Source organism: Aeromonas sp. R10-2 (assembly GCF_040908445.1).
Classification (GTDB): Bacteria; Pseudomonadota; Gammaproteobacteria; order Enterobacterales; family Aeromonadaceae; genus Aeromonas; species Aeromonas veronii.
Window position 1 is genome coordinate 1 of record NZ_JBFODS010000016.1, and the last position, 20065, is coordinate 20065.

Annotated in this window: 20 protein-coding genes; 11 read left to right on the forward strand and 9 right to left on the reverse strand. The window is 57.2% G+C overall.

What is annotated here, in order from left to right; all coding sequences use genetic code 11:
* Positions 1-98 precede the first annotated feature (98 nt).
* A complete protein-coding gene (locus tag AB5Y97_RS02815; RefSeq protein ID WP_368157222.1) occupies positions 99-1301 on the forward strand; it encodes an ISL3-like element ISAeme19 family transposase in 1203 nt (400 codons plus the stop codon).
* A gap of 17 nt (positions 1302-1318) precedes the next feature.
* Here AB5Y97_RS02815 and AB5Y97_RS02820 read toward each other — a convergent pair whose 3' ends face one another.
* Together AB5Y97_RS02820 and dinB are read right to left on the reverse strand one after the other, a co-directional pair.
* Entirely contained in the window at positions 1319-3460 is a 2142-nt protein-coding gene (locus AB5Y97_RS02820; RefSeq protein ID WP_201945710.1) for a methyl-accepting chemotaxis protein, read from the reverse strand.
* 66 nt (positions 3461-3526) lie between these two features.
* Positions 3527-4582: a DNA polymerase IV gene (gene dinB, locus AB5Y97_RS02825; RefSeq protein ID WP_368157242.1), complete on the reverse strand. Its 1056-nt coding sequence runs from the start codon at positions 4580-4582 to the stop codon at positions 3527-3529.
* A gap of 131 nt (positions 4583-4713) precedes the next feature.
* Between dinB and AB5Y97_RS02830 the strand changes: the two genes are divergently transcribed.
* Complete coding sequence (locus AB5Y97_RS02830) at positions 4714-4920, forward strand: hypothetical protein (protein ID WP_019445898.1); 207 nt, start codon at positions 4714-4716, stop codon at positions 4918-4920.
* 111 nt (positions 4921-5031) lie between these two features.
* Here AB5Y97_RS02830 and AB5Y97_RS02835 read toward each other — a convergent pair whose 3' ends face one another.
* Positions 5032-5592: a DJ-1 family glyoxalase III gene (locus AB5Y97_RS02835; RefSeq protein ID WP_335820495.1), complete on the reverse strand. Its 561-nt coding sequence runs from the start codon at positions 5590-5592 to the stop codon at positions 5032-5034.
* 37 nt (positions 5593-5629) lie between these two features.
* Positions 5630-6583: a ketopantoate reductase family protein gene (locus tag AB5Y97_RS02840; RefSeq protein ID WP_159163042.1), complete on the reverse strand. Its 954-nt coding sequence runs from the start codon at positions 6581-6583 to the stop codon at positions 5630-5632.
* 200 nt (positions 6584-6783) lie between these two features.
* Between AB5Y97_RS02840 and AB5Y97_RS02845 the strand changes: the two genes are divergently transcribed.
* Complete coding sequence (locus AB5Y97_RS02845) at positions 6784-7266, forward strand: YajQ family cyclic di-GMP-binding protein (protein ID WP_005338634.1); 483 nt, start codon at positions 6784-6786, stop codon at positions 7264-7266.
* Positions 7267-7373: 107 nt separating this feature from the next.
* Here the strand turns inward: AB5Y97_RS02845 and AB5Y97_RS02850 are convergent, their stop codons facing one another.
* From AB5Y97_RS02850 to AB5Y97_RS02870, 5 genes are all read right to left on the reverse strand, one after another.
* Positions 7374-8198 carry an outer membrane protein OmpK gene (locus AB5Y97_RS02850; protein WP_040068509.1) on the reverse strand — a complete coding sequence of 275 codons (825 nt, stop codon included), beginning with the start codon at positions 8196-8198 and terminating at the stop codon, positions 7374-7376.
* Between the two features lie 156 nt (positions 8199-8354).
* Positions 8355-9734, reverse strand: coding sequence for an MFS transporter (locus AB5Y97_RS02855; protein WP_201945713.1), 1380 nt, complete (start codon positions 9732-9734; stop codon positions 8355-8357).
* 172 nt (positions 9735-9906) lie between these two features.
* Positions 9907-10494 carry a peptidylprolyl isomerase gene (locus AB5Y97_RS02860; RefSeq protein WP_042053243.1) on the reverse strand — a complete coding sequence of 196 codons (588 nt, stop codon included), beginning with the start codon at positions 10492-10494 and terminating at the stop codon, positions 9907-9909.
* Between the two features lie 2 nt (positions 10495-10496).
* Positions 10497-11081: a YajG family lipoprotein gene (locus AB5Y97_RS02865; RefSeq protein WP_005349692.1), complete on the reverse strand. Its 585-nt coding sequence runs from the start codon at positions 11079-11081 to the stop codon at positions 10497-10499.
* Between the two features lie 17 nt (positions 11082-11098).
* Positions 11099-12232, reverse strand: a complete 1134-nt coding sequence (locus AB5Y97_RS02870) for a methyltransferase (RefSeq protein ID WP_201945715.1) — start codon at positions 12230-12232, stop codon at positions 11099-11101.
* 204 nt (positions 12233-12436) lie between these two features.
* Between AB5Y97_RS02870 and AB5Y97_RS02875 the strand changes: the two genes are divergently transcribed.
* The 8 genes from AB5Y97_RS02875 (at position 12437) to AB5Y97_RS02910 (ending at position 20062) form a co-directional block, all read left to right on the forward strand.
* Positions 12437-12751: a BolA family transcriptional regulator gene (locus AB5Y97_RS02875; RefSeq protein WP_201945716.1), complete on the forward strand. Its 315-nt coding sequence runs from the start codon at positions 12437-12439 to the stop codon at positions 12749-12751.
* Between the two features lie 434 nt (positions 12752-13185).
* Positions 13186-14529 carry a Na(+)-translocating NADH-quinone reductase subunit A gene (locus AB5Y97_RS02880; RefSeq protein ID WP_005349684.1) on the forward strand — a complete coding sequence of 448 codons (1344 nt, stop codon included), beginning with the start codon at positions 13186-13188 and terminating at the stop codon, positions 14527-14529.
* Positions 14530-14532: 3 nt separating this feature from the next.
* Entirely contained in the window at positions 14533-15762 is a 1230-nt protein-coding gene (locus tag AB5Y97_RS02885; protein ID WP_005338642.1) for an NADH:ubiquinone reductase (Na(+)-transporting) subunit B, read from the forward strand.
* Positions 15752-16540, forward strand: coding sequence for a Na(+)-translocating NADH-quinone reductase subunit C (locus AB5Y97_RS02890; RefSeq protein ID WP_005338643.1), 789 nt, complete (start codon positions 15752-15754; stop codon positions 16538-16540). The genes AB5Y97_RS02885 and AB5Y97_RS02890 overlap by 11 nt, the downstream gene beginning before the upstream one ends.
* Positions 16533-17165, forward strand: a complete 633-nt coding sequence (locus AB5Y97_RS02895) for an NADH:ubiquinone reductase (Na(+)-transporting) subunit D (RefSeq protein ID WP_005338644.1) — start codon at positions 16533-16535, stop codon at positions 17163-17165. Before AB5Y97_RS02890 ends, AB5Y97_RS02895 begins: the two co-directional genes overlap by 8 nt.
* Positions 17166-17168: 3 nt before the next feature.
* Entirely contained in the window at positions 17169-17765 is a 597-nt protein-coding gene (gene nqrE, locus AB5Y97_RS02900) for an NADH:ubiquinone reductase (Na(+)-transporting) subunit E (protein WP_005338645.1), read from the forward strand.
* A gap of 32 nt (positions 17766-17797) precedes the next feature.
* The gene (gene nqrF, locus AB5Y97_RS02905; RefSeq protein ID WP_005338656.1) at positions 17798-19021 is read left to right on the forward strand and encodes an NADH:ubiquinone reductase (Na(+)-transporting) subunit F; all 1224 of its coding nucleotides are present in this window, start codon (positions 17798-17800) and stop codon (positions 19019-19021) included.
* A 3-nt stretch (positions 19022-19024) separates the two neighbouring features.
* The gene (locus AB5Y97_RS02910) at positions 19025-20062 is read left to right on the forward strand and encodes an FAD:protein FMN transferase ApbE (protein ID WP_005338666.1); all 1038 of its coding nucleotides are present in this window, start codon (positions 19025-19027) and stop codon (positions 20060-20062) included.
* The last annotated feature ends 3 nt before the right edge of the window (positions 20063-20065 follow it).

Genomic DNA, 20065 nt, shown 5'->3' on the forward strand with positions numbered 1-20065 from the left:
GGTTCTTCGCGGGATCTTGGGGAAGTGGAAGTTGACAGACAGGGTGCTGGTAAACTGGCTGTCTCCAAACACACCACCACCATCACCCTGCTGTCGCCGTGCATCATATTGATATTGCCTCCTTCTGGCCAGGTTATACCGTCATCGCCCAAGCGCTTTCTGCCAACCATCACACCCTGTTTACCCTTGAGCCTCGCGCCGACCTGTTGCCCCGTTGTCGCCGATGCCTGCAACCCACGCCATTGATCCACGACCAACGTATCCGCCGGGTGCGTGAGCGAGACCTATTTGACCGACAAGTCTGGTTACAACTGCCTGTTCGCCGCGTCGACTGTCTGCGCTGTGGTCGCGTCAGTGAACATATCGACTGGCTCCCCTCTGGCTCCCGCCTCACCCGGCGCATGCAGTGCTGGATTGAAGCGCTCGTTCAGTACCTCCCCATCCGCCATGTCAGCCAGCTCACCGGGGTCGGTTGGCACACCATCAAGGAGATCGACAAGCGCCGTTTGCAGACCAGTGTGGGCACCATCGAACTTGGGGAGGTGCGGCGGCTGGTGATGGATGAGTTTGCCCTGCACAAGGGACACCGCTATGCCACCGTGATCATGGATGCCGAGCGAATCCGCGTCCTGTGGGTGGGGCACGGCAACAGCCGGGCCGCTATCCGTCCCTTCTTCGAGCAGCTCGGCGAGCGATGCCAGCAGATTGAAGCGGTGGCGATGGACATGAACACGGCGTTCGACCTGGAGGTGAAGCAACACTGCCCGCAGGCGGAGGTGGTCTACGACCTGTTCCACGTGGTGGCTCGCTATGGCCGAGAGGTGGTGGACCGGGTGCGAGTGGAGCAGGCGAATGCACTGAAAAGCGATAAACCGGCGCGAAAAGTGGTCAAAAGTGCGCGTTGGTTGCTGCTACGTAATCGGGCGAAGTTGAGTGAAAAACAGGATGTGAAGTTGCAGGAGCTGTTGGCGGCGAATCAACCGCTGGCGATGGTGTACGTGCTGAAAGAGGGGTTGAAGGGCATCTGGTATGCGCCGAGCGTGTGGGAAGGATGGCGACGATGGCGGAGCTGGATGCGGCAGGTGAAGGAAAGCGGGCTAGCGCCGCTGCAACGATTTGGTCGAAATTTATCGAAATATATGCGGGGGATCCTGGCGAGTGCAAACTACCCGATGCACACGAGTGTGCTGGAAGGGGTGAACAACAAGATCAAAGTGATAAAGCGCATGGCATATGGATTTAGGGACTCAGAATACTTTTTTCTGAAAATCAAGGCGGCCTTCCCCGGAAAGCCGCGATGAACCTTTTTTCATCCCTTCTATACCTTGAACTGCCCCACCAGCTGCTGCTGTTTATCCGCCAGCGCAGATAGCTCGCGACCATTTTCGGCGGAGGTCGCCGCCTCGGCCCGGATGGTATGGCTCACATCGCGAATGTTGCTGACGTTGCGGTTGATCTCATCCGCCACCCGGCTCTGCTCCTGCGCCGCCCGGGCAATCTGCTCGTTCATCTGATGGATGGTGGAGACCGACTGGATAATCTGCTCCAGCACCTGCACCGAGAGATCCACCTTGGCGAGCGTCTCGTCAGCCTGTCCATGACCATCGCGGATCGCCTTGACCACGGCGCCGGTACCGGATTGCAGTTGGCTGATCAGGGTCTGGATCTCGACGATGGCATTCTGGGTGCGACCGGCCAGATTGCGCACCTCATCGGCCACCACGGCAAAGCCACGGCCCTGCTCACCGGCACGCGCCGCTTCAATAGCCGCATTCAGCGCCAGCAAGTTGGTCTGCTCGGCAATTCCCTGGATCACGGTGAGAATATCGTTGATGTTGTCGCTGTTGGCGGAGAGTCGCTCCACCACCGGCTGGGCATCGTTGATGATGGTCATCAGCTTGCGCATCGCCTCCTGGGTGTCGGCAACGACATATTTGCCCTCTTGCGCCGCGGCATCAGTGGTGTTGGCAGCCGCCACCGCCGAGCCGGCATTACCGGAGACCTGCAACGCCGTGGCGCTCAGCTCTTCAAATGCCGTCGCCACCAGATCGATCTCCTGATACTGGGCCTGCATGCCACTGCTGGTGCGCTCGGCCACCTGCGCGGCTCGCTCGGCACTGTTGCGCGTACCGGAGACGGTATCAATCACCTGACTGATGGTGGATTGCAACTTGTTGAGGAAGCTGTTGAACCACTTGGCCAGCTCGCCGATCTCGTCTTGCCGCTGGATCTCGATACGCTGGGTCAAATCCCCCTCACCACTGGCGATATCCTTGAGGCGGGCAACTACAGCGCGGATGGGCGCCACAATCTGGCGCGCCATCAACCAGATAAAACTCAGGGCCACCAGCGAGATCAGCACCCCGATCGACAGTTGCGAGACCACGCTGCGATTGGCCTCACTGGCCAGCTCATCTTGCAGTTGCTGGGCCGATGCCAGCACTACGGCCCGTGGCAATTCAATGTAGATGCCCCATTTACGGTCGGTGCCACGCATGGATACCGGGACAAAGGTCTGCAACAAGGTGCCATCGCTGCTCCAGCGAGTCAGCTCCTGCCCCTGACTGAGCCAGCCTTTCAGCTCGCTGGCCAGCCCCTGATACTTCTGATCCAACCCGCGCCCCATGGTCACATCGAACTCATCGGCTCCCGCCACGCGCCCCTCGTGGCTAACCAGCAAGATTCTGCCCTTGCCGTCATAGAGCTCTTTGTCCATGGTACTGACCAGACTCTGCAAAGTGGCCAGCGAGATATCGACCCCGACCATCCCCAGCAAGGTCTCCTGCTCCAGTAGTGGGACCGTCACCGAGGTCATCAATATCTGTTTATCGCCCACATCGTCCAGATAGGGCTCCAGCAGGCAGAGGGCACGGGTGCGAATACTGCAGCGATACCACTCGTTTTCGATTCCACCAGCCTCGGTCGGGCTCTCATCGGCCAGTACATCCTCATTCTGCACGTCCGGCTCAATCTTGCCGTTGTCATAGGCCCAGTAACTGGAAAAACGCCCCTTGTCGTTGGAACCCAGCGCCGTTGAGCCCTGATAGTTGCTGTCTTCCCCATCCAGCTGATCAGGCTCGAACACGGCGTAGACACCAAGCAGATTGGTCGATGAGGCAACGGCATCGTGCAGTTGCTGATTGACGGCGCTGCGCAGCGCCTCCGAATGGACAAAGTTCTCGGCCGCATTCTTGCGCTGGAACAACACGCTCTCCGCCAGCAAACTGGCGCGGAAATAGGCCTCATCGAGATAGCTGGTCACCTTGGCCGCCTGCTCCGAGCCCATCGCCTTCATCCAGTTCTCGGCCGACTGCTGCGCCTCATGCATGGTGGCTTGCCGCACCTGCTGTTGCATCTTGTTCGCGTTGTAAATCGAAGAGGCAACCAGAGCGGCGGCTGTCACCAACAGACAGCAACCGGCGATCAGGGTAATCCGACCCTGGACAGAAAGAGCGCTCATGCCAATATTCCTACGTCATACAGATATGGATAGATTATCGACTTTATAAACAAAAAATTAACTCTCTCACAGCAAATCCAGCGAGAGTTGATTAACTTCACCCTCTTTTGGCAAACCCACCACCAAGCCCAGCAGGCGAACCGAACGCCCTTGCGCCCGCTGTAGCCCCTCTTTGAGCAGGGGAACAAACAAGGCTGGCTGATAGCCACCCTGACTGCGATAGACAGTGGTCTGGTGGAAATCGGCAAACTTGAGCTTGATTCCTTGCCCCATCACCTGCTCGGCAGGGCACGCCAGCTGAAATCGCCGCTCAAGCTCCGGCAGCAGTTGCTGCAATACCGTCAAACAGGCGGGTTCGTCACAAACATCGCTCGCCAGGGTGGTCTCCACCCCGATGGTTTTGCGGATCCGGTGCGCCTGCACCGGCTGTTCATCCAGCCCCCAGATCCGGGTCGTCAGCATCTCCCCCAGCTTGCCAAAACGGCTGCACAGCTCTTGTGCCGACAAGGCCCGCGCATCCTCACAGGTGTAGAGCCCCTGAGCCTCCAGCCGCTCGGCAGTCTTGCGCCCCACCCCGGGCAGTTTGCCGAGGGGCAACTGGCAAACAAATTCGGCCACTTCGTCGGGACGAATGACAAACAGACCATCAGGCTTGCGCTGCTCCGAGGCGAGCTTGGCGAGAAACTTGTTGGGTGCCACTCCGGCCGAGGCGGTCAACCCCAGTTCGGTGACAATGGCTTGCCGGATCTCTTGCGCCATCAGGGTGGCGCTACCGCCACAACAGCGACTGTGGGTCACGTCGAGGTAAGCCTCGTCCAGTGACAGCGGTTCAACCTGATCGGTATAGCGCAGGAAAATTGCCCTGAGCTGACGGGAGATATCCTTGTATACCGCCATTCGCCCAGGGATCAGTACCAGCGGCGGGCAGAGTTTTTTCGCCAGTGCGCTCGGCATGGCGGAGCGCACCCCGAACCGGCGCGCCACATAGTTGCAGGTCGAGATGACGCCGCGCCGCTCGGAGGCCCCACCGATGGCGAGCGGCACCTCCCGCAACGCCGGATTGTCCCGCATCTCCACCGCGGCAAAAAAGCAGTCCATGTCGATATGGATGATCTTGCGCATACCACTGTATAAATAAACAGACATGGCATCATCTTACCCCAAGGATAACCGCAGCTCTATCTCTCTCGTTGCGGCTAAAATAGTAGACTCCAAGGAGACCTTTACCACCACAATGACAAGGAGCGTTCGGGATGAAATATCTTTGGCTGGGACTCTGTTTGCTGCCGTTGACCGGCATCGGCAAGAACAACCCGACGGCAGAGTGCCGCTGGTTGTACGACCGGATTGAGATACTGGAACAGGCCATCAAGAAAGGAGACACGCTCGGCACAGAACAAGAGTTGTCACGCTGGCGTGAAGAGTTTCGCAAGAAGAAGTGCAAACAGTACGACTACTGAGCCGGACAAGATGGCGTGACCTACAACGGCAGATAACAAACGGGCCCCGATCAAGATGACCGGGGCCCGTTTTTCAAAGCATGGCCAGCTGGATTGAGCAACAGAGTGCGCTCAAGGCAGCACCATAGGGCCAGCGACAGTGGCCGCCACTTCATCCCCACGCAGCACCCGGACCAGTTCAAGCGCAAACTCGATGGCGCTGCCCGGCCCCTGACTGGTGATAAGGCGATGAGCCTCATCTCTGACTACCCGCTCATGTGACAGCTGCGATGTCGGTAGTCGGGGCTGAAAGCCGGGATGACAGGTGACGATGGCACCATCCAGCAGAGCGTGAGGTTGCAACACCAACACAGGGGCGGCGCAGATGGCAGCGCGCCAGCGGCCAAGAGCGGCCTGCTCTTTGAGCAGATCAATGGCCAGCGGGGTATCGCGGATCACTTCGCTGCCGGGCAAGCCGCCGGGTACCACGATGGCTTCAAAATCCCGACGGGTCAGTTCGTCGATATGACAATCGGCCACCAGCTGTACCCCGCGCGATGCCTTCACCTGCCGGGATCCAGTTGGGCAACAAGAGGCCAGCACCACCTCGATGCTGGCGCGCACCAGGGTATCGACAATGGCGACCGTCTCTATCTCTTCCGACCCGGGGGCCACCAGCACCAGTACACTCACGTTCGCCTCCTTGCTGCTTGCTCTGCCATGTAAAAGATCAGACGGCCTGGCTCTTCTCTTTGATCGCCTGATAGAGACCCTGATTGACCGGTACGGCAATGCCATGCCGGGCAGCCTTGGCCAACAGGAAGCCGGTGATGGCCTCAATCTCGGTCTCGCGTCCCAGCTCCATATCCTGATGCATGGAGGAGTAATTGTCAGCGGTCAGTTCTACCACTGTCATCACCCGACGCTGCAACTCTTCGGCCGTGGTTGCAATCCCTTCGGCACACATCACATCCGCCACTTCCACGCAGATTTGCTGCAGGGCATCGGCAAAACGGGGACCAGCCAGCTCGCCATTTTTCAGCTTGTAGAGAGCCGTCAGGGGATTGATGGCACAGTTGATAGCCAGCTTTTGCCACTGGCGCGTCAATACCTGCTCATCCCAACCAGCCTGACCCAGTGCCAGCGCCAGCTCGTCCGCGAGCGCAGCATGGGCCTTGGCGGCGTCGTTGATCGGGCCAAGCCAGGTTTCACCCTTGCCAGTATGACGGAAGACAAAATGGCCGCACTGCATGGCGCCATGGCTGGTGACACCGGCAATCACCGGATTGTTCGGGAACATCTCGACCACCTGCTCGGCAATGCCCATCCCGTTGTGCAGCAAGACGATCGGCACACCGGCATCCAGCTTACCCACCAGCGGCGTCAGTGCGGCAATCACCTGACTGGCCTTGGTCATCACCAGCAGACGCTGGATCTTGCCGGGTTTGCTGACAAACCCGCGCTCGATATTGAGCAGCTGGACATGCCCCTCCAGCGAGGTGAAATCGATCCCCGGATGGAGCGTGGACTTATGATGTTCACGCAACAAGACACGGGTAGATTGACCACTCTGGGTCAGCAGGGAGGCAAAAACGCCGCCGAGGGCGCCACAACCCAACAGTGACCACTTCGGAGTAACGGGTGGAATAACGGGCTGTCGGGAATTTTTTAATCCGCTTGGCATGGTGTGACTCTGTCAGGGTAAGGGTTGCAATCCTCTCAACCTGTTACCGGGGATAAGTGAAGATGTCGCTGGTGGACACTAACGGGTCCACCCGTCCTGTGCGCAGGGGATTCTAGCAGAGCAACCCCATCAAAATCAGCAAATTTGCCCGTTTTCTGGTAGATTTGCCCCCCGATAACGCAACATGAGGAGCTCCGGCTATGCCGTCATTCGATATTGTCTCTGAAGTCAAAATGAACGAGGTGTTGAACGCAGTCGACAACGCCAATCGTGAACTGGCCACCCGTTTCGATTTTCGTGGGGTAGAAGCCAGCTTCGAGTTGAACAAGGAAGAGGTAAAACTGGAAGCCGATGCCGATTTCCAGCTCAAGCAGATGGTTGAAATTCTGCGCGGCGCCCTGCTCAAGCGCAACATCGAAAACAGCTCCATGGAAGTGGGTGACTCCGTTCACTCCGGCAAGCGTTTCCACCTGACCGTCAAATTCAAGCAGGGGATCGAGAAAGAGATCGCCAAGAAGCTGGTCAAGCTGATCAAGGACTCCAAGATCAAGGTACAGGTCGCCATCCAGGGTGATGAAGTACGTGTCACCGGCAAGAAGCGTGACGATCTGCAAGAGACCATGGCACTGGTCCGTGGCGCCGAACTGGGTCAACCGATGCAGTTCCAGAACTTCCGCGACTGATTTATCCACTCAGCCGTGGCGCACTTGATGACTCGCGCCACGCTATCTAAATCGCGGCCATAAAAAAACCGGAGCAGATGCTCCGGTTTTTTGTACCCCAAGTTTTATTAGAACTTGTAGGAAACAGAGAAGTAGTGACCAAAACCTGTTGATTGGCTCAAGTCGCTATTCTGAATACCATAAATTTCATGGAAATATTTCAGATCATAACCAGCGGCAAAGCGGTCAGAGTGCCAGTGGATACCATTCAGGAAGCCCAGGCCGCTACTTGCACGATCAGCTTGATCATAAGTGTCCATATCAAAGGTGTAATCCAGATAACCTTGATAGGAAATGAAACTACCGTTAGCGAAGGTATAGAACGGTTTGAACCAGTTCATAGAGAACTGATAACCATTCCAAGAGCTCTCTTCTTTCTTGAAATTAGAATTCTCATTAGAATAGCGAGCGTACAAGTTCATCGGCACTTTGCCAAACCAAGGAACCATCACGTCAGTACCAAGACCAATCAGATTCTCCATCTGACCATCGGCAACATGGTTCAAAGAAGCGACATACCACTCTTGAATCGGACCAACAGAAAGATCTTTACCAGTCAATGCATCAAGTGACAAACGAGGCGCAAATTTCATAAAGATATTTTGCTTATCGTGCTTATCACTGTGCTTGGTATCCATGATATCAAACACATCAACATAACCATAAAGATCGAACATACCAGAACGGCCACCGAACTCCATTTCAAAATAGGTGTCGTTATAGTTACCATCAGCTGTGAACGTCGGACGCTGGTCAATGGTATGCATTACGTTGAACTGCATCCATTTGAAATCATTCTTGTGGATATCACCGCTGTAGTCAGCAGCGAAGGCCGGGGTAGCGGCAGCAGCCAGCAGACCGGCAGCGATCAGAGTCTTGGTAAATTTGGCCATTTTATTGGTCTCTTGTGCGTTAGTTGAGGTTTTCCGTAGCCTGCCCACAAGGAGCGAGAGGGATTCTAATCAAATAAAATTGGGGGTGAAACAACTTCTCGGGAACTTTATCCGGAAGTGTGAATCTAATCACCCCCGATTCTACGCAAACGCTTGCTATTTGTCAGCCGTTGAGAGCAACTCACTCCCTTTTCTGGCGACAAGCACAATCAACAACAACACGGGCAAGCCCAATAAACTGGTTCCGACAAAGAAGGCACTGTAGCCAATCTGCTCCACAACCTGCCCGGAAAAACCGGCCAGCAACTTGGGTAGCAGCAACATTACCGAGCTGAACAGGGCGTACTGAGTGGCCGAAAATGCCACATTGGTCAGGCTGGAGAGATAGGTCACGAAGGCTGCGGTAGCGATACCGGCACTGAGGTTATCCAGCGAGATAATCAGGGTCAGCAGTTCCAGGTTGTGACCAACCTGATTGAGCAGGGCAAACAACAGGTTGGTGCTGGCAGTGAGCAGCGCCCCCAAGAACAGGATGCGCAGCGTGCCGAAGCGCATCACCAGCACGCCCCCCAACGCAGCGCCCACCAGCGTCATGATGACGCCAAACACCTTGGTAATGGTGGCAACCTCAGTCTTGCTGAACTGCATATCCACATAGAAGCTGTTGGACATCACCCCCATCACCACATCAGCAACCCGATAGCAGGCGATCAGAGCCAGGATCAGCAGCGCCGAGCTGCCATAGCGACGAAAGAAGTCGGCAAACGGACACCAGACCGCCTCATAGCCCCAGGCCCCCGCACTCGCCAGCAGCGCAGGCCACCCTTTTTCCAGGAGCTGCGCCTTGCGTTCGGCCTGTTGTTTGCCCTGCTCGGCCAGATCGATATCCGGCTCGTGGCAAAACAGCGTGGTGATGACCCCGAGTGACATCAGACCCGCCATCACCAGATAGGTAATCTGCCAGCCACGATAGTCATAGCCACTATTGCTACCAAACCACGCTGCTAGCGCCAGCGCACCGGCGCCCGCCATGATCATCGCCAGTCGGTAACCAGTCATGTAGGAGGCCGCCATCGCCGCCTGTAGCCGCTCGGGGGCGGATTCGATGCGATAGGCGTCGATGACGATATCCTGCGTCGCTGAGGCAAAGGCCACCAGCAGGGCAAACATCGCCAACTCAGCCAGCTCGGTCTTGGGATCGCAGAACGCCATGCCGACCAGCGCGGCGGCAATCAGCAGCTGGGAGAAGAACATCCAGCTACGGCGACGCCCCAGCAGCGTGGAAAGCAACGGCAGCGGCATGCGATCCACCAGCGGCGACCACAACCATTTAAAGCCATAGGCAAGCGCCACCCAGCTCATATAGCCGATATCTGTCAGGCTGACATCGGCCTCGCGCAACCAGAATGAGAGGGTACCGAACACCAGTAGCAGCGGCAGACCCGATGAAAAACCCATGGCAAAGAGAATAAACACCCGAAATTCGAGATAAACGGCGAGGGACTCTCTCCAGCTTGGTTTGCGGATCATGTTCAACTACCTGACGACTTTGGAAAAGTGCGTCATTTTGGCAGGTTGATGGCAGATAGCCAAGGCGAGCAAAGAGATAGGCAAAAGAAGTCCGGATAGAGAAAAGGCCCATCCCGAACGGGATGAGCCTTGTATTGTGACCTGACGAGGCGAGGTGACGAACCGCGTCCGGCGAGGATTACTTGCCCGCTTTCTTGTCGACTTTCTTGTCTGCCGGAGTTTCTGCCAGCAAGACCACCTTCTTCAGAATGATGGGACTGGTCGGCACATCGTTGGCACGCAGAATGGGGCTGTAACCGGTCTGTACCTGAGCCAGTTTGTCCAGCACCTCCATCCCCTGAACCACCTGACCGAACACGGTATAACCCGCAGAGCCACCGGCGTTGAGGTTATTGTTGTCGACCAGATTGAAGTAGAACTGGCGAGTAGCGCTGTCAACTGCCTGAGTACGGGCCATGGCGATGGAGCCACGCTTGTTGGGCAGACCGCCGCGCGACTCGTTGACCACAGGCTCATAGGTTGGCAGTTGCTGGAACTGCTGGTTGTAGCCCCCACCCTGCACCACGAAATCCTGGATCACCCGGTGGAAGATGCTGCCGTCATAGCTGCCATCAGCCACGTAACGCAGGAAGTTCTTCACCGTCTGGGGCGCCTGCTTGGACGCCAGCTCCACCACGATATTGCCGTGGTTGGTCTCCATTCTCACTTTCGGGCCTGCGAACGCCAGCGGGGCGATCAGCATGGCCAGCAACCAGAGTTTTTTCATCATCAGACCCCTGCACCGTTCGGTTGACCTTTCAGGTAACCGCGCAGCGCGTCATCCGCCATGATCTGCTGCAGCACGCTACCCAGTTGCAGGTTCAGTGTAGACTCCAGGTCGGCCATGCTTGGCTCGCTCGGGCTCTCCTTGCTGGAGGACATGTTGAACTGCTTGGTCAGACGGTTGCCCTGGAAATCGGCGATCACCTGCAGGCTGACCCGGGACTTGGTGACATAGGTAAAGGTCTTCTCTTCCACATTGACTGCGGCGTTGGAGATCACCAGCGTCAGGTTGGTGGTGCCACTGTTGCCCACTTCCAGACCCTGGCTGCGCAGCCCTTCGGCCAACCGCTCGGCCATCAGCAGGTTGAGCGGACGCTCACTGTTGACCAGCACGGGGGCTTTCTCTTTATGTTTGATGGAGAAGACGTAGGCAGCCTCACGCTTGTCTACCCCTTCCATGGTGATGCGATTGCCAGAGTAGTATTGCTGGTTGGCGGGGATCACCTGCGGATTGAGCAGCGCCGTCTCCGGCCAATGAGTTGCACACCCGCCCAGCATAAGGGCGGCCAGCAGCAAGAGTGACTTTTTCATCATGGTTTCCTTTGGCTTTAGCGTTTGATGGCTTTCAAAATAACGAATTTGCTGTTCGACGCAACGACTTGAGCGTTGGCAAACAAGCGCTTGAGTTTGTTGTGATAGTCCAGATGACGGTTGCCTACTATCCAGAGTTCACCCCCTTGAGGCAACACCCGGTGCGCATCGCTGAACATCTGCCAGGCGATATGATCGGTGATCGCCTGCAGCTGATGGAAAGGAGGGTTGCAGAGGATCCGATCCGCCGAGCCGACCGCCACCCCGTCGAGACAGTTATTGACCATAAAGCGGGCGCGCGGCAGTGCATCAGGCAGATTGTGCTCGACGTTGAGCTGTGCCGAGGCAACCGCCATATAGGATTCATCGATAAAGGTCACCTCCACCTCGCTGTCTTTGGCGAGCAGCGACAGACCCAGCACCCCGTTACCACAGCCCAGATCGATCACCTTGCGGGCACTGTGGATGGGCAGGTTGTCCAGCATAAAGCGGGCACCGATATCGAGACTGGTACGCGAGAAGACGTTGGCATGGTTGTGGATGAGCATGCCACTCCCCTCCAGCGGCCAGACAGTCGGGAAGGGGTTGGCCAGCGCGGGACGTTCTGCCTGCGGCTCGCAGTGAATGAGGCGCGCCTTCTTCCAGGCCAGCGAGGTACGGGTAGGCCCCAGATACGTCTCGAACAACTTGAGGGTGGAGGTATGAATATCCTTCGCCTTGCCGGCAGCGATAACGCGGGTTGCCGGTGTCACTACCTCCCGCAGCGCCAGCAGTTGCTGCTCCAGCAGTGCCTGATATTTGGAGACCTTGATCACCACCAGCGCAGGGGCATCGGGCAGCGGCACCAGCGCATCCTGCAAGCGGATACCACCCGCATCCAGTCCGTTTTCGGCCAGATTGGCCTGGGTCGCCCGCTCACTGATGTAGGAGTCGGTGACGCAGCAGGGGGAGTGCGGATGCAGATAGGCGGCCAGCGCGCCAAAGCCATCATTCATGATGATGACGGGGCCCGCCTGCTCGAGGGGAGACTCCGCCAGGGTATTGATCAGATATTCGTCAGCCGCATCCCAGGCTTGCAGGGTCTCCTGACTCTGGCGCGGATAGCGGTAGAGCGTGAGCTGGCAATGGGGAGTGTCGAGAAGGGTTTGCATAGGAAGAGTCCAACCTCGGCTTGATTCGTGTATACAGGCGCCAGGGGCGACGCAAAGTGGCGCTATTCTAGCGAGGAGCAGGAATTTCACCAGTTCGATGCGCATCAAGGGGGCAACTGACGGGTGATTTCCCTCTTACGGGGGCTTATTCCATCCCGCGACTGCCGATAGAATGGCTCGACATTCACTCTGGAAGCCGATCCGATGACCATCCAACAACTGATTGAAACCAAGCTGACCGCCGCCCTCTCCCCCTCCGTGCTGGAGGTGATCAACGAGAGCCACATGCACCGTGTGGAACCGGGATCTGAGAGCCACTTCAAGGTGGTGATCGTCAGCGAGCAATTTGCAGGGCAGCGGCTGCTGGCACGCCATCGTCAGGTCAATTCGGTGCTGGCCGACGAGCTGGCCGGTGCCGTTCATGCACTGGCACTGCATACCTACACAGAGACCGAGTGGCAGGAAAAAGGCCACGCCCCGCGCACCCCGAGCTGCGTTGGCAAACCGTCGCTCTCCTGAAACCGGTTGTACCACAGGATTTCCCTCGAGAACCTGCCAACAAAAATTAAACATATTTCCCCCATTGGCCCCGAAAAGGCTACATCCAAGGGAGTATATTTCGGCATCAAGGCTTTTTGTTGATAGTGGAGACAACGGTAAATACCCCTATCGAGGTATCGAAATAAAAAAACCTTTAAAACCACTACTTACAAGGTGTCGGGGACTTATTCATTGCAGGTTAATTTTGTGATGGCACGGGGATTTTGCCCATTTGGCATGGCAGAAAATGCACCTTAAGTGGTAAACTCAAGCGCTTTTGAGTGAGCCTGCATGTTGAATAATTGTTGAGCCTGCCCACCTGGCACAACCACAACATCGACTCATTCAACCACCCGTCGTGATGTATTTCTCGGCGCTAACCAACCTCTCCCGTAACGGTAGTGCAAGTAAGTATGATTACAATCAAAAGAGGACTGGACATCCCCGTGCTGGGTGCGCCAGAGCAAGTAATCTACGATGGCCCCGCCATCACCCGTGTTGCGACACTGGGCGAGGAGTTTGTGGGGATGCGACCTACTATGTTCGTCAAAGTAGGTGATCGCGTCATCAAAGGTCAGGATCTTTTTGAAGACAAGAAGAATCCGGGCGTTAAATTCACAGCTCCTGCCACCGGTGTGGTTTCAGAGATCAACCGTGGTGCCAAACGTGTTCTCCAGTCTGTGGTCATCGACCTCGACGGTTCCGATGAACAGGTGACGTTTGAGCATTTTGCCTCTGCCGAGCTGGCCAAGCTCGAGCGCAGCAAGGTGCAAGAGATCCTGGTCGCATCAGGTCAGTGGACTGCGTTGCGTACCCGTCCGTTCAGCAAAGTCCCCGCGGTAGCGTCTGCCCCGCGCGCCATCTTTGTGACTGCAATGGACACCAACCCGCTGGCAGCCGATGCCGAGCTGATTATCAAGGAACAGCCGCAGGCCTTCCTCGATGGTCTGGCCGTATTGACCCGCCTGACCGACGGCGCCGTCTACGTCTGTAAAGGCGAAGGCAGTCTGCCCCACTCTCCGCTGGCTCAGGTCAAGGAAGAGATCTTCGTTGGTCCGCACCCTGCCGGTCTGCCGGGTACCCATATCCACTTCCTGGATCCGGTCAGCAGCACCAAGGTGCAATGGCACATCAACTATCAGGATGTGATTGCATTCGGCAAGCTGTTCACCACCGGTCAGATCTTCACTGACAAGGTGATCGCGCTGGCTGGCCCGAACGTGCTCAAGCCGCGTCTGCTGCGTACCCGTCTGGGCGCCTGCATCAGCCAGCTCACCAACAATGAGCTGCGTGCCGACGAAAACCGTATCATCTCTGGTTCTATCCTGAGTGGTGCCAAAGCCGAAGGTGTTCACGACTACCTGGGCCGCTACCACAATCAGGTTTGCGTGCTGGGTGAAGGTCGCGAGAAAGAGTTCCTGGGCTGGATCAACCCCAGCGCCAACAAGTTCTCTATCACCCGTACCACCCTCTCTCATCTGATGAAGGGCAAGCTGATCAACTTCACCACCACTACCAACGGTAGTGACCGTTCCATGGTGCCTATCGGCAACTATGAGCGGGTGATGCCACTCGACATCCTGCCAACCCTGCTGCTGCGGGACATGGTCTCCGGCGATACCGACGGTGCGCAAGCACTGGGCTGCCTGGAGCTGGATGAGGAAGATTTGGCGCTCTGTACCTTTGTCTGCCCCGGCAAGACAGAGTACGGCCCGATCTTGCGTGAGTGCCTGACCAAGATTGAACTGGAAGGTTAAGCGATGAGTTTCAAGCAACTTCTTGAAAATATGGAACACCACTTCGAACCGGGTGGAAAGTACGCCAAGTACTATGCCCTGTTCGAAGCGGCGTACACCCTGTTCTACACCCCGGGTAGCGTTACCCGCAACGCCTCCCACGTTCGTGATGCGCTCGATCTGAAGCGCATGATGATCATGGTGTGGCTGGCCGTGTTCCCGGCCATGTTCTGGGGCATGTACAACGTTGGTAACCAGGCGATTGCCGCCATTGCCCACATGGGCTCGGCTGCTGGTGCCAGCAGCTGGCAATATGCCCTGGCTACCATGCTGGGCGCCTCCCTCGATCCGGCTGTTGCCGGTATCGGCAGCAAGATGCTGATTGGCGCCACCCACTTCTTCCCGATCTACATCACCGTCTTCTTTGTCGGTGGTTTCTGGGAAGTGCTGTTCGCCATGGTGCGCAAACACGAGATCAACGAAGGCTTCTTCGTGACCTCCATCCTGTTTGCCCTGATCGTGCCGCCCGAGCTGCCCCTGTGGCAAGCTGCGCTGGGTATCACCTTCGGTGTGGTGATGGCCAAAGAGGTGTTCGGTGGTACCGGCAAGAACTTCCTGAACCCGGCGCTGGCTGGTCGTGCGTTCCTGTTCTTCGCCTACCCGGGCCAGATCTCCGGTGACGCCGTATGGGTTGCCGTTGACGGCTTCTCCGGCGCGACTGCCCTGAGCCAGTGGGCCCAAGGCGGCCAGATGGCGCTGATCAACGGTGCTACCGGCCAGGCTATCAGCTGGATGGACGCTTTCCTGGGTAACCTGCCGGGTTCCATCGGTGAAGTCTCTACCCTGATGATCCTGCTGGGTGCCGCCATGATCGTCTACATGCGCATCGCCTCCTGGCGCATCATCGCCGGCGTGATGATCGGTATGATCGCCACCTCCCTGCTGTTCAACGTCATCGGTTCCGATACCAACCCCATGTTCAACATGCCGTGGCACTGGCATCTGGTACTGGGTGGCTTCGCCTTCGGTATGGCCTTCATGGCGACCGACCCTGTCTCCGCCGCCTTTACCAACAAAGGCAAGTGGTGGTATGGCGCCCTGATCGGCGTAATGGTCGTGCTGGTTCGCGTGGTCAACCCTGCGTTCCCGGAAGGCATGATGCTGGCCATTCTGTTTGCGAACCTGTTTGCTCCCCTGTTTGACCACTTCGTCGCTCAGGCAAACATCAAGCGGAGGATTGCTCGTGGCGTTTAATAAAGATTCAACCCTCGGCACCGTCAGCGTGGTCACCGGCCTCTGTCTGGCCTGTTCCATCGTGGTATCCGTTGCCGCTGTGGGCCTGCGTTCTACCCAGCAGGAAAACAAGGCGCTGGACAAGCAGAGCAACATTCTCGCCGTAGCCGGTGTGGATGTGAGCGAAGTGGCCAAGCGCGACCTGGCCAAACTGTACGGCGAGAAGATCGAAGCGCGTCTGGTGGATCTGGCGACCGGTGACTTTGTTGACGGCGATGCCGACAACTTCGACACCAAGCAGGCAGCCAAAGATCCGGCCCGCAGCATCCGTCTTGCCGCCGCTGACGACAAGGCCAGCCTGCGTCAGATCTCCAAGCAGATCCCGGTATTCTTCGCCAAGGATGCCGAAGGCAAGATCGACAGCATCATCCTGCCCATCTACGGTCAGGGTCTGTGGTCGACCATGTATGCCTTCGTCGCCGTTGCTGCTGATGGCCAGACCATCAAGGGCATCACCTACTATGACCACGGTGAAACCCCGGGTCTGGGTGGCGAGATCGAAAACCCGGCCTGGCAGGCGCTGTTCAAGGACAAGAAACTGTTCGACCAGAATGGCATGCCGGCGCTGCGCGTCATCAAGGGCCATGCTCCGGCGGGCTCCGAGCACGAGATCGATGGTCTCTCCGGTGCCACCCTGACCGGTAACGGCGTACAGCATACCTTCGACTTCTGGATGGGTCCCAAGGGCTTCGGTCCTTTCCTGGCCAAGGTTCGTGCAGGAGAAATCAACAATGGCTGACAAGAGCGAAATGAAGAAGTTGCTGTTGACGCCTGTGCTGGGCAACAACCCCATCGCCTTGCAGGTGCTGGGTGTCTGTTCTGCACTGGCGGTTACCAGCCAGATGAAAACTGCGTTTGTAATGACCCTCGCGGTCATGGCGGTCACCGCCTTCTCAAACCTGTTCATCTCCCTGATCCGCAACCAGATCCCGAACAGCGTCCGGATCATCGTACAGATGGCGATCATCGCCTCACTGGTTATCGTGGTTGACCAGGTGCTCAAGGCTTACGCCTATGACATCTCCAAGCAACTGTCGGTCTTCGTGGGTCTGATCATCACCAACTGTATCGTAATGGGCCGCGCTGAAGCGTACGCCATGAAGAGTGCCCCGCTGCCCTCCTTCCTGGATGGTATCGGCAACGGTCTGGGCTATGGTGCCATTCTGCTGAGTGTCGCGACCGTGCGTGAACTGCTGGGCTCCGGCACCTGGTTCGGCATCGAGCTGCTGCCGCTGGTGAACAACGGTGGCTGGTATGTGCCCAACGGCCTGCTGCTGCTGCCGCCGAGTGCATTCTTCATCATTGGTCTGATCATTTGGGGCGTTCGCACCAAGGATCCCAAGCAGGTGGAGGCGAAGGATTAAGGTATGGAACACTATCTGAGTCTGTTGATTAAATCGATCTTCATCGAAAACCTGGCACTCTCCTTCTTCCTGGGGATGTGTACCTTCCTGGCGGTGTCCAAGAAGGTAAAGACCTCCATGGGTCTGGGTATTGCCGTTATTGTGGTGCAGACCATCGCGGTTCCTGCCAACAACCTGATCTACAACTACGTGCTTAAAGATGGCGCTCTGGTATCCGGTCTGGATCTGAGCTTCCTGAGCTTCATCACCTTCATCGGTGTGATTGCAGCACTGGTACAGATCCTGGAGATGGCGCTGGACAAGTACTTCCCGGCACTCTACAACGCGCTGGGTATCTTCCTGCCGCTCATCACCGTGAACTGCGCCATCTTCGGTGGCGTCTCCTTCATGGTGCAGCGTGACTACAACTTCATGGAGTCTGTGGTCTACGGTGTGGGTTCAGGGGCAGGCTGGATGCTGGCGATCGTTGCGCTGGCAGGTATCCGCGAGAAGATGAAGTATTCCGATGTTCCGGAAGGCCTGCGCGGTCTGGGCATCACCTTCATCACCGCCGGTCTGATGGCGCTGGGCTTCATGTCCTTCTCTGGTATCTCCCTGTAATCGGCTTTCCTGCAATCAGAAAGGAACGATAGATGGAAATTATTTTGGGTGTGGTCATGTTTACCGTGATCCTGCTGGCACTGGTGGCAGTCATTCTGTTCGCCAAGTCCAAGCTGGTGACCGCGGGCGACGTGACAATCAGCATCAATGGTGACCCGGCCAAGGCTGTGACCAGCCCGGCCGGTGGCAAGCTGCTCGGCGTGCTGGCTGGCAGCGGTATCTTCGTCTCCTCCGCCTGTGGCGGCGGTGGCTCCTGTGGCCAGTGCAAGGTACGGGTGAAATCCGGTGGCGGCGACATTCTGCCGACCGAACTGGATCACATCAGCAAGGGCGAAGCCCGTCATGGCGAGCGTCTGGCCTGTCAGGTTACCGTTCGCTCCGACATGGATATCGAACTGCCGGAAGAGATCTTCGGGGTCAAGAAGTGGGAATGTACTGTTATCTCCAACGATAACAAGGCCACCTTCATCAAGGAGCTCAAGCTGCAGATCCCCGATGGCGAGAGCGTGCCGTTCCGCGCCGGTGGTTATATCCAGATTGAAGCCCCGGCTCACCACGTGCACTACAAGAACTTCGATATTCCCGAGGAGTATCGCGGTGACTGGGATCGCTTCAAGATCTTTGAGCTGGAGTCCAAGGTCGATGAGCCAATCATCCGTGCCTACTCCATGGCCAACTATCCGGAAGAGTTCGGCATCATCATGCTGAACGTGCGTATCGCGACCCCGCCGCCCAGCAACTGGACTGCCCCTCCGGGACAGATGTCCTCCTACATCTTCAGCCTGAAGGCTGGCGACAAGGTGACTATCTCCGGTCCGTTCGGTGAGTTCTTCGCCAAGGATACCGATGCCGAAATGGTATTCATCGGTGGTGGTGCGGGTATGGCGCCGATGCGCTCCCACATCTTCGACCAGCTGCGTCGCCTGAAGTCCAAGCGCAAGATGAGCTTCTGGTACGGTGCCCGTTCCAAGCGCGAAATGTTCTATGTCGAAGACTTTGACATGCTCGCCGCCGAGAACGAGAACTTCACCTGGAACGTCGCCCTGTCTGATCCGCAACCGGAAGACAACTGGGACGGCTACACCGGCTTCATCCACAACGTGCTCTACGAGAACTATCTCAAGAACCACGAAGCACCGGAAGATTGCGAGTTCTACATGTGTGGACCTCCGGTGATGAACGCTGCCGTCATCAACATGCTCAAAGACTTGGGCGTTGAAGACGAAAACATCCTGTTGGATGACTTTGGTGGTTAATCCATGCACAGTGTTGTAAAGACCTGGCTAGCCTTCGGGCTAGCCTTTTTCTTGACTGGGTGCGGTCAGGAGACGGTCCAATCCAAACCGGAGATCCACATCACCGGCAGCACCATGGGCACTTACTACTCCATCAAGGTGGCGGACAGCGCCATCAGCGATCCGGCCAAGCTTCAAGCTGAGGTGGATGTGTTGCTGGAGCGGGTCAACGATCAGATGTCGACCTATCGCCCCGATTCCGAACTGTCGCGCTTCAACCAGAGCCGTGACAACAAACCGGTAGTGGTCTCCCGCGATACCGCACGGGTCGTCACAGAGGCCATTCACATTGGCCGTGAGAGCCAGGGGGCGCTGGACGTCACCGTTGGCCCCTTGGTCAATCTGTGGGGCTTTGGCCCGGACAAGAAGCCGACCAAGGTCCCCTCAGACGAGCTGATCACCCAGACTCGCCAGAAGACCGGTCTGGGCAACCTGCACGTCATCACTTCGGTGGATGCCGATACCCTGCAAAAAGATATTCCGGACCTCTACGTCGATCTCTCCGCCATCGCCAAGGGCTTTGGTGTGGACAAGGTAGCCGAGTATCTTGAGTCACTGGGTGCGCGCAACTATCTGGTAGAGATTGGCGGCGAGCTGCGGATCAATGGCGTCAACGGCAAGGGTCACCCCTGGCGCGTGGCTATCGAGAAGCCCACCGCAGGCACCGGCACGGTGCAAGAGGTGATCGTGCCCGGTGACAACGGGGTGGCCACCTCCGGCGATTACCGCAACTACTATGAACTGGATGGTCAGCGCTTCTCCCACACCATAGATCCGCGCAGCGGCAAGCCGATCCAGCACCGTCTGGTGTCGGTCACCGTGATCCACCCCTCCTGCATGACCGCAGACGGGCTGGCCACCGTGTTTATGGTGATGGGGACCGAGAAGAGCCTGGCCTATGCCAACGAGCGCGGCCTGGCGATCTTCGTGATCACCAAGACGGACAACGGCTTTGAAGAGGCTTACTCCGATGCCTTCAAGCCCTATCTGGTCAAGAAGTAAGAG

What these genes read in the sequence shown, in the direction of transcription:
- AB5Y97_RS02820 (WP_201945710.1), bottom strand. Translation starts at nt 3,460, where the DNA reads ATGAGCGCTCTTTCTGTCCAGGGTCGGATTACCCTGATCGCCGGTTGC.
- dinB (WP_368157242.1), bottom strand. Translation starts at nt 4,582, where the DNA reads ATGCGCAAGATCATCCATATCGACATGGACTGCTTTTTTGCCGCGGTG.
- AB5Y97_RS02830 (WP_019445898.1), top strand. Translation starts at nt 4,714, where the DNA reads ATGAAATATCTTTGGCTGGGACTCTGTTTGCTGCCGTTGACCGGCATC.
- AB5Y97_RS02840 (WP_159163042.1), bottom strand. Translation starts at nt 6,583, where the DNA reads ATGCCAAGCGGATTAAAAAATTCCCGACAGCCCGTTATTCCACCCGTT.
- AB5Y97_RS02845 (WP_005338634.1), top strand. Translation starts at nt 6,784, where the DNA reads ATGCCGTCATTCGATATTGTCTCTGAAGTCAAAATGAACGAGGTGTTG.
- AB5Y97_RS02850 (WP_040068509.1), bottom strand. Translation starts at nt 8,198, where the DNA reads ATGGCCAAATTTACCAAGACTCTGATCGCTGCCGGTCTGCTGGCTGCT.
- AB5Y97_RS02860 (WP_042053243.1), bottom strand. Translation starts at nt 10,494, where the DNA reads ATGAAAAAACTCTGGTTGCTGGCCATGCTGATCGCCCCGCTGGCGTTC.
- AB5Y97_RS02865 (WP_005349692.1), bottom strand. Translation starts at nt 11,081, where the DNA reads ATGAAAAAGTCACTCTTGCTGCTGGCCGCCCTTATGCTGGGCGGGTGT.
- AB5Y97_RS02870 (WP_201945715.1), bottom strand. Translation starts at nt 12,232, where the DNA reads ATGCAAACCCTTCTCGACACTCCCCATTGCCAGCTCACGCTCTACCGC.
- AB5Y97_RS02875 (WP_201945716.1), top strand. Translation starts at nt 12,437, where the DNA reads ATGACCATCCAACAACTGATTGAAACCAAGCTGACCGCCGCCCTCTCC.
- AB5Y97_RS02880 (WP_005349684.1), top strand. Translation starts at nt 13,186, where the DNA reads ATGATTACAATCAAAAGAGGACTGGACATCCCCGTGCTGGGTGCGCCA.
- AB5Y97_RS02885 (WP_005338642.1), top strand. Translation starts at nt 14,533, where the DNA reads ATGAGTTTCAAGCAACTTCTTGAAAATATGGAACACCACTTCGAACCG.
- AB5Y97_RS02895 (WP_005338644.1), top strand. Translation starts at nt 16,533, where the DNA reads ATGGCTGACAAGAGCGAAATGAAGAAGTTGCTGTTGACGCCTGTGCTG.
- nqrE (WP_005338645.1), top strand. Translation starts at nt 17,169, where the DNA reads ATGGAACACTATCTGAGTCTGTTGATTAAATCGATCTTCATCGAAAAC.
- nqrF (WP_005338656.1), top strand. Translation starts at nt 17,798, where the DNA reads ATGGAAATTATTTTGGGTGTGGTCATGTTTACCGTGATCCTGCTGGCA.
- AB5Y97_RS02910 (WP_005338666.1), top strand. Translation starts at nt 19,025, where the DNA reads ATGCACAGTGTTGTAAAGACCTGGCTAGCCTTCGGGCTAGCCTTTTTC.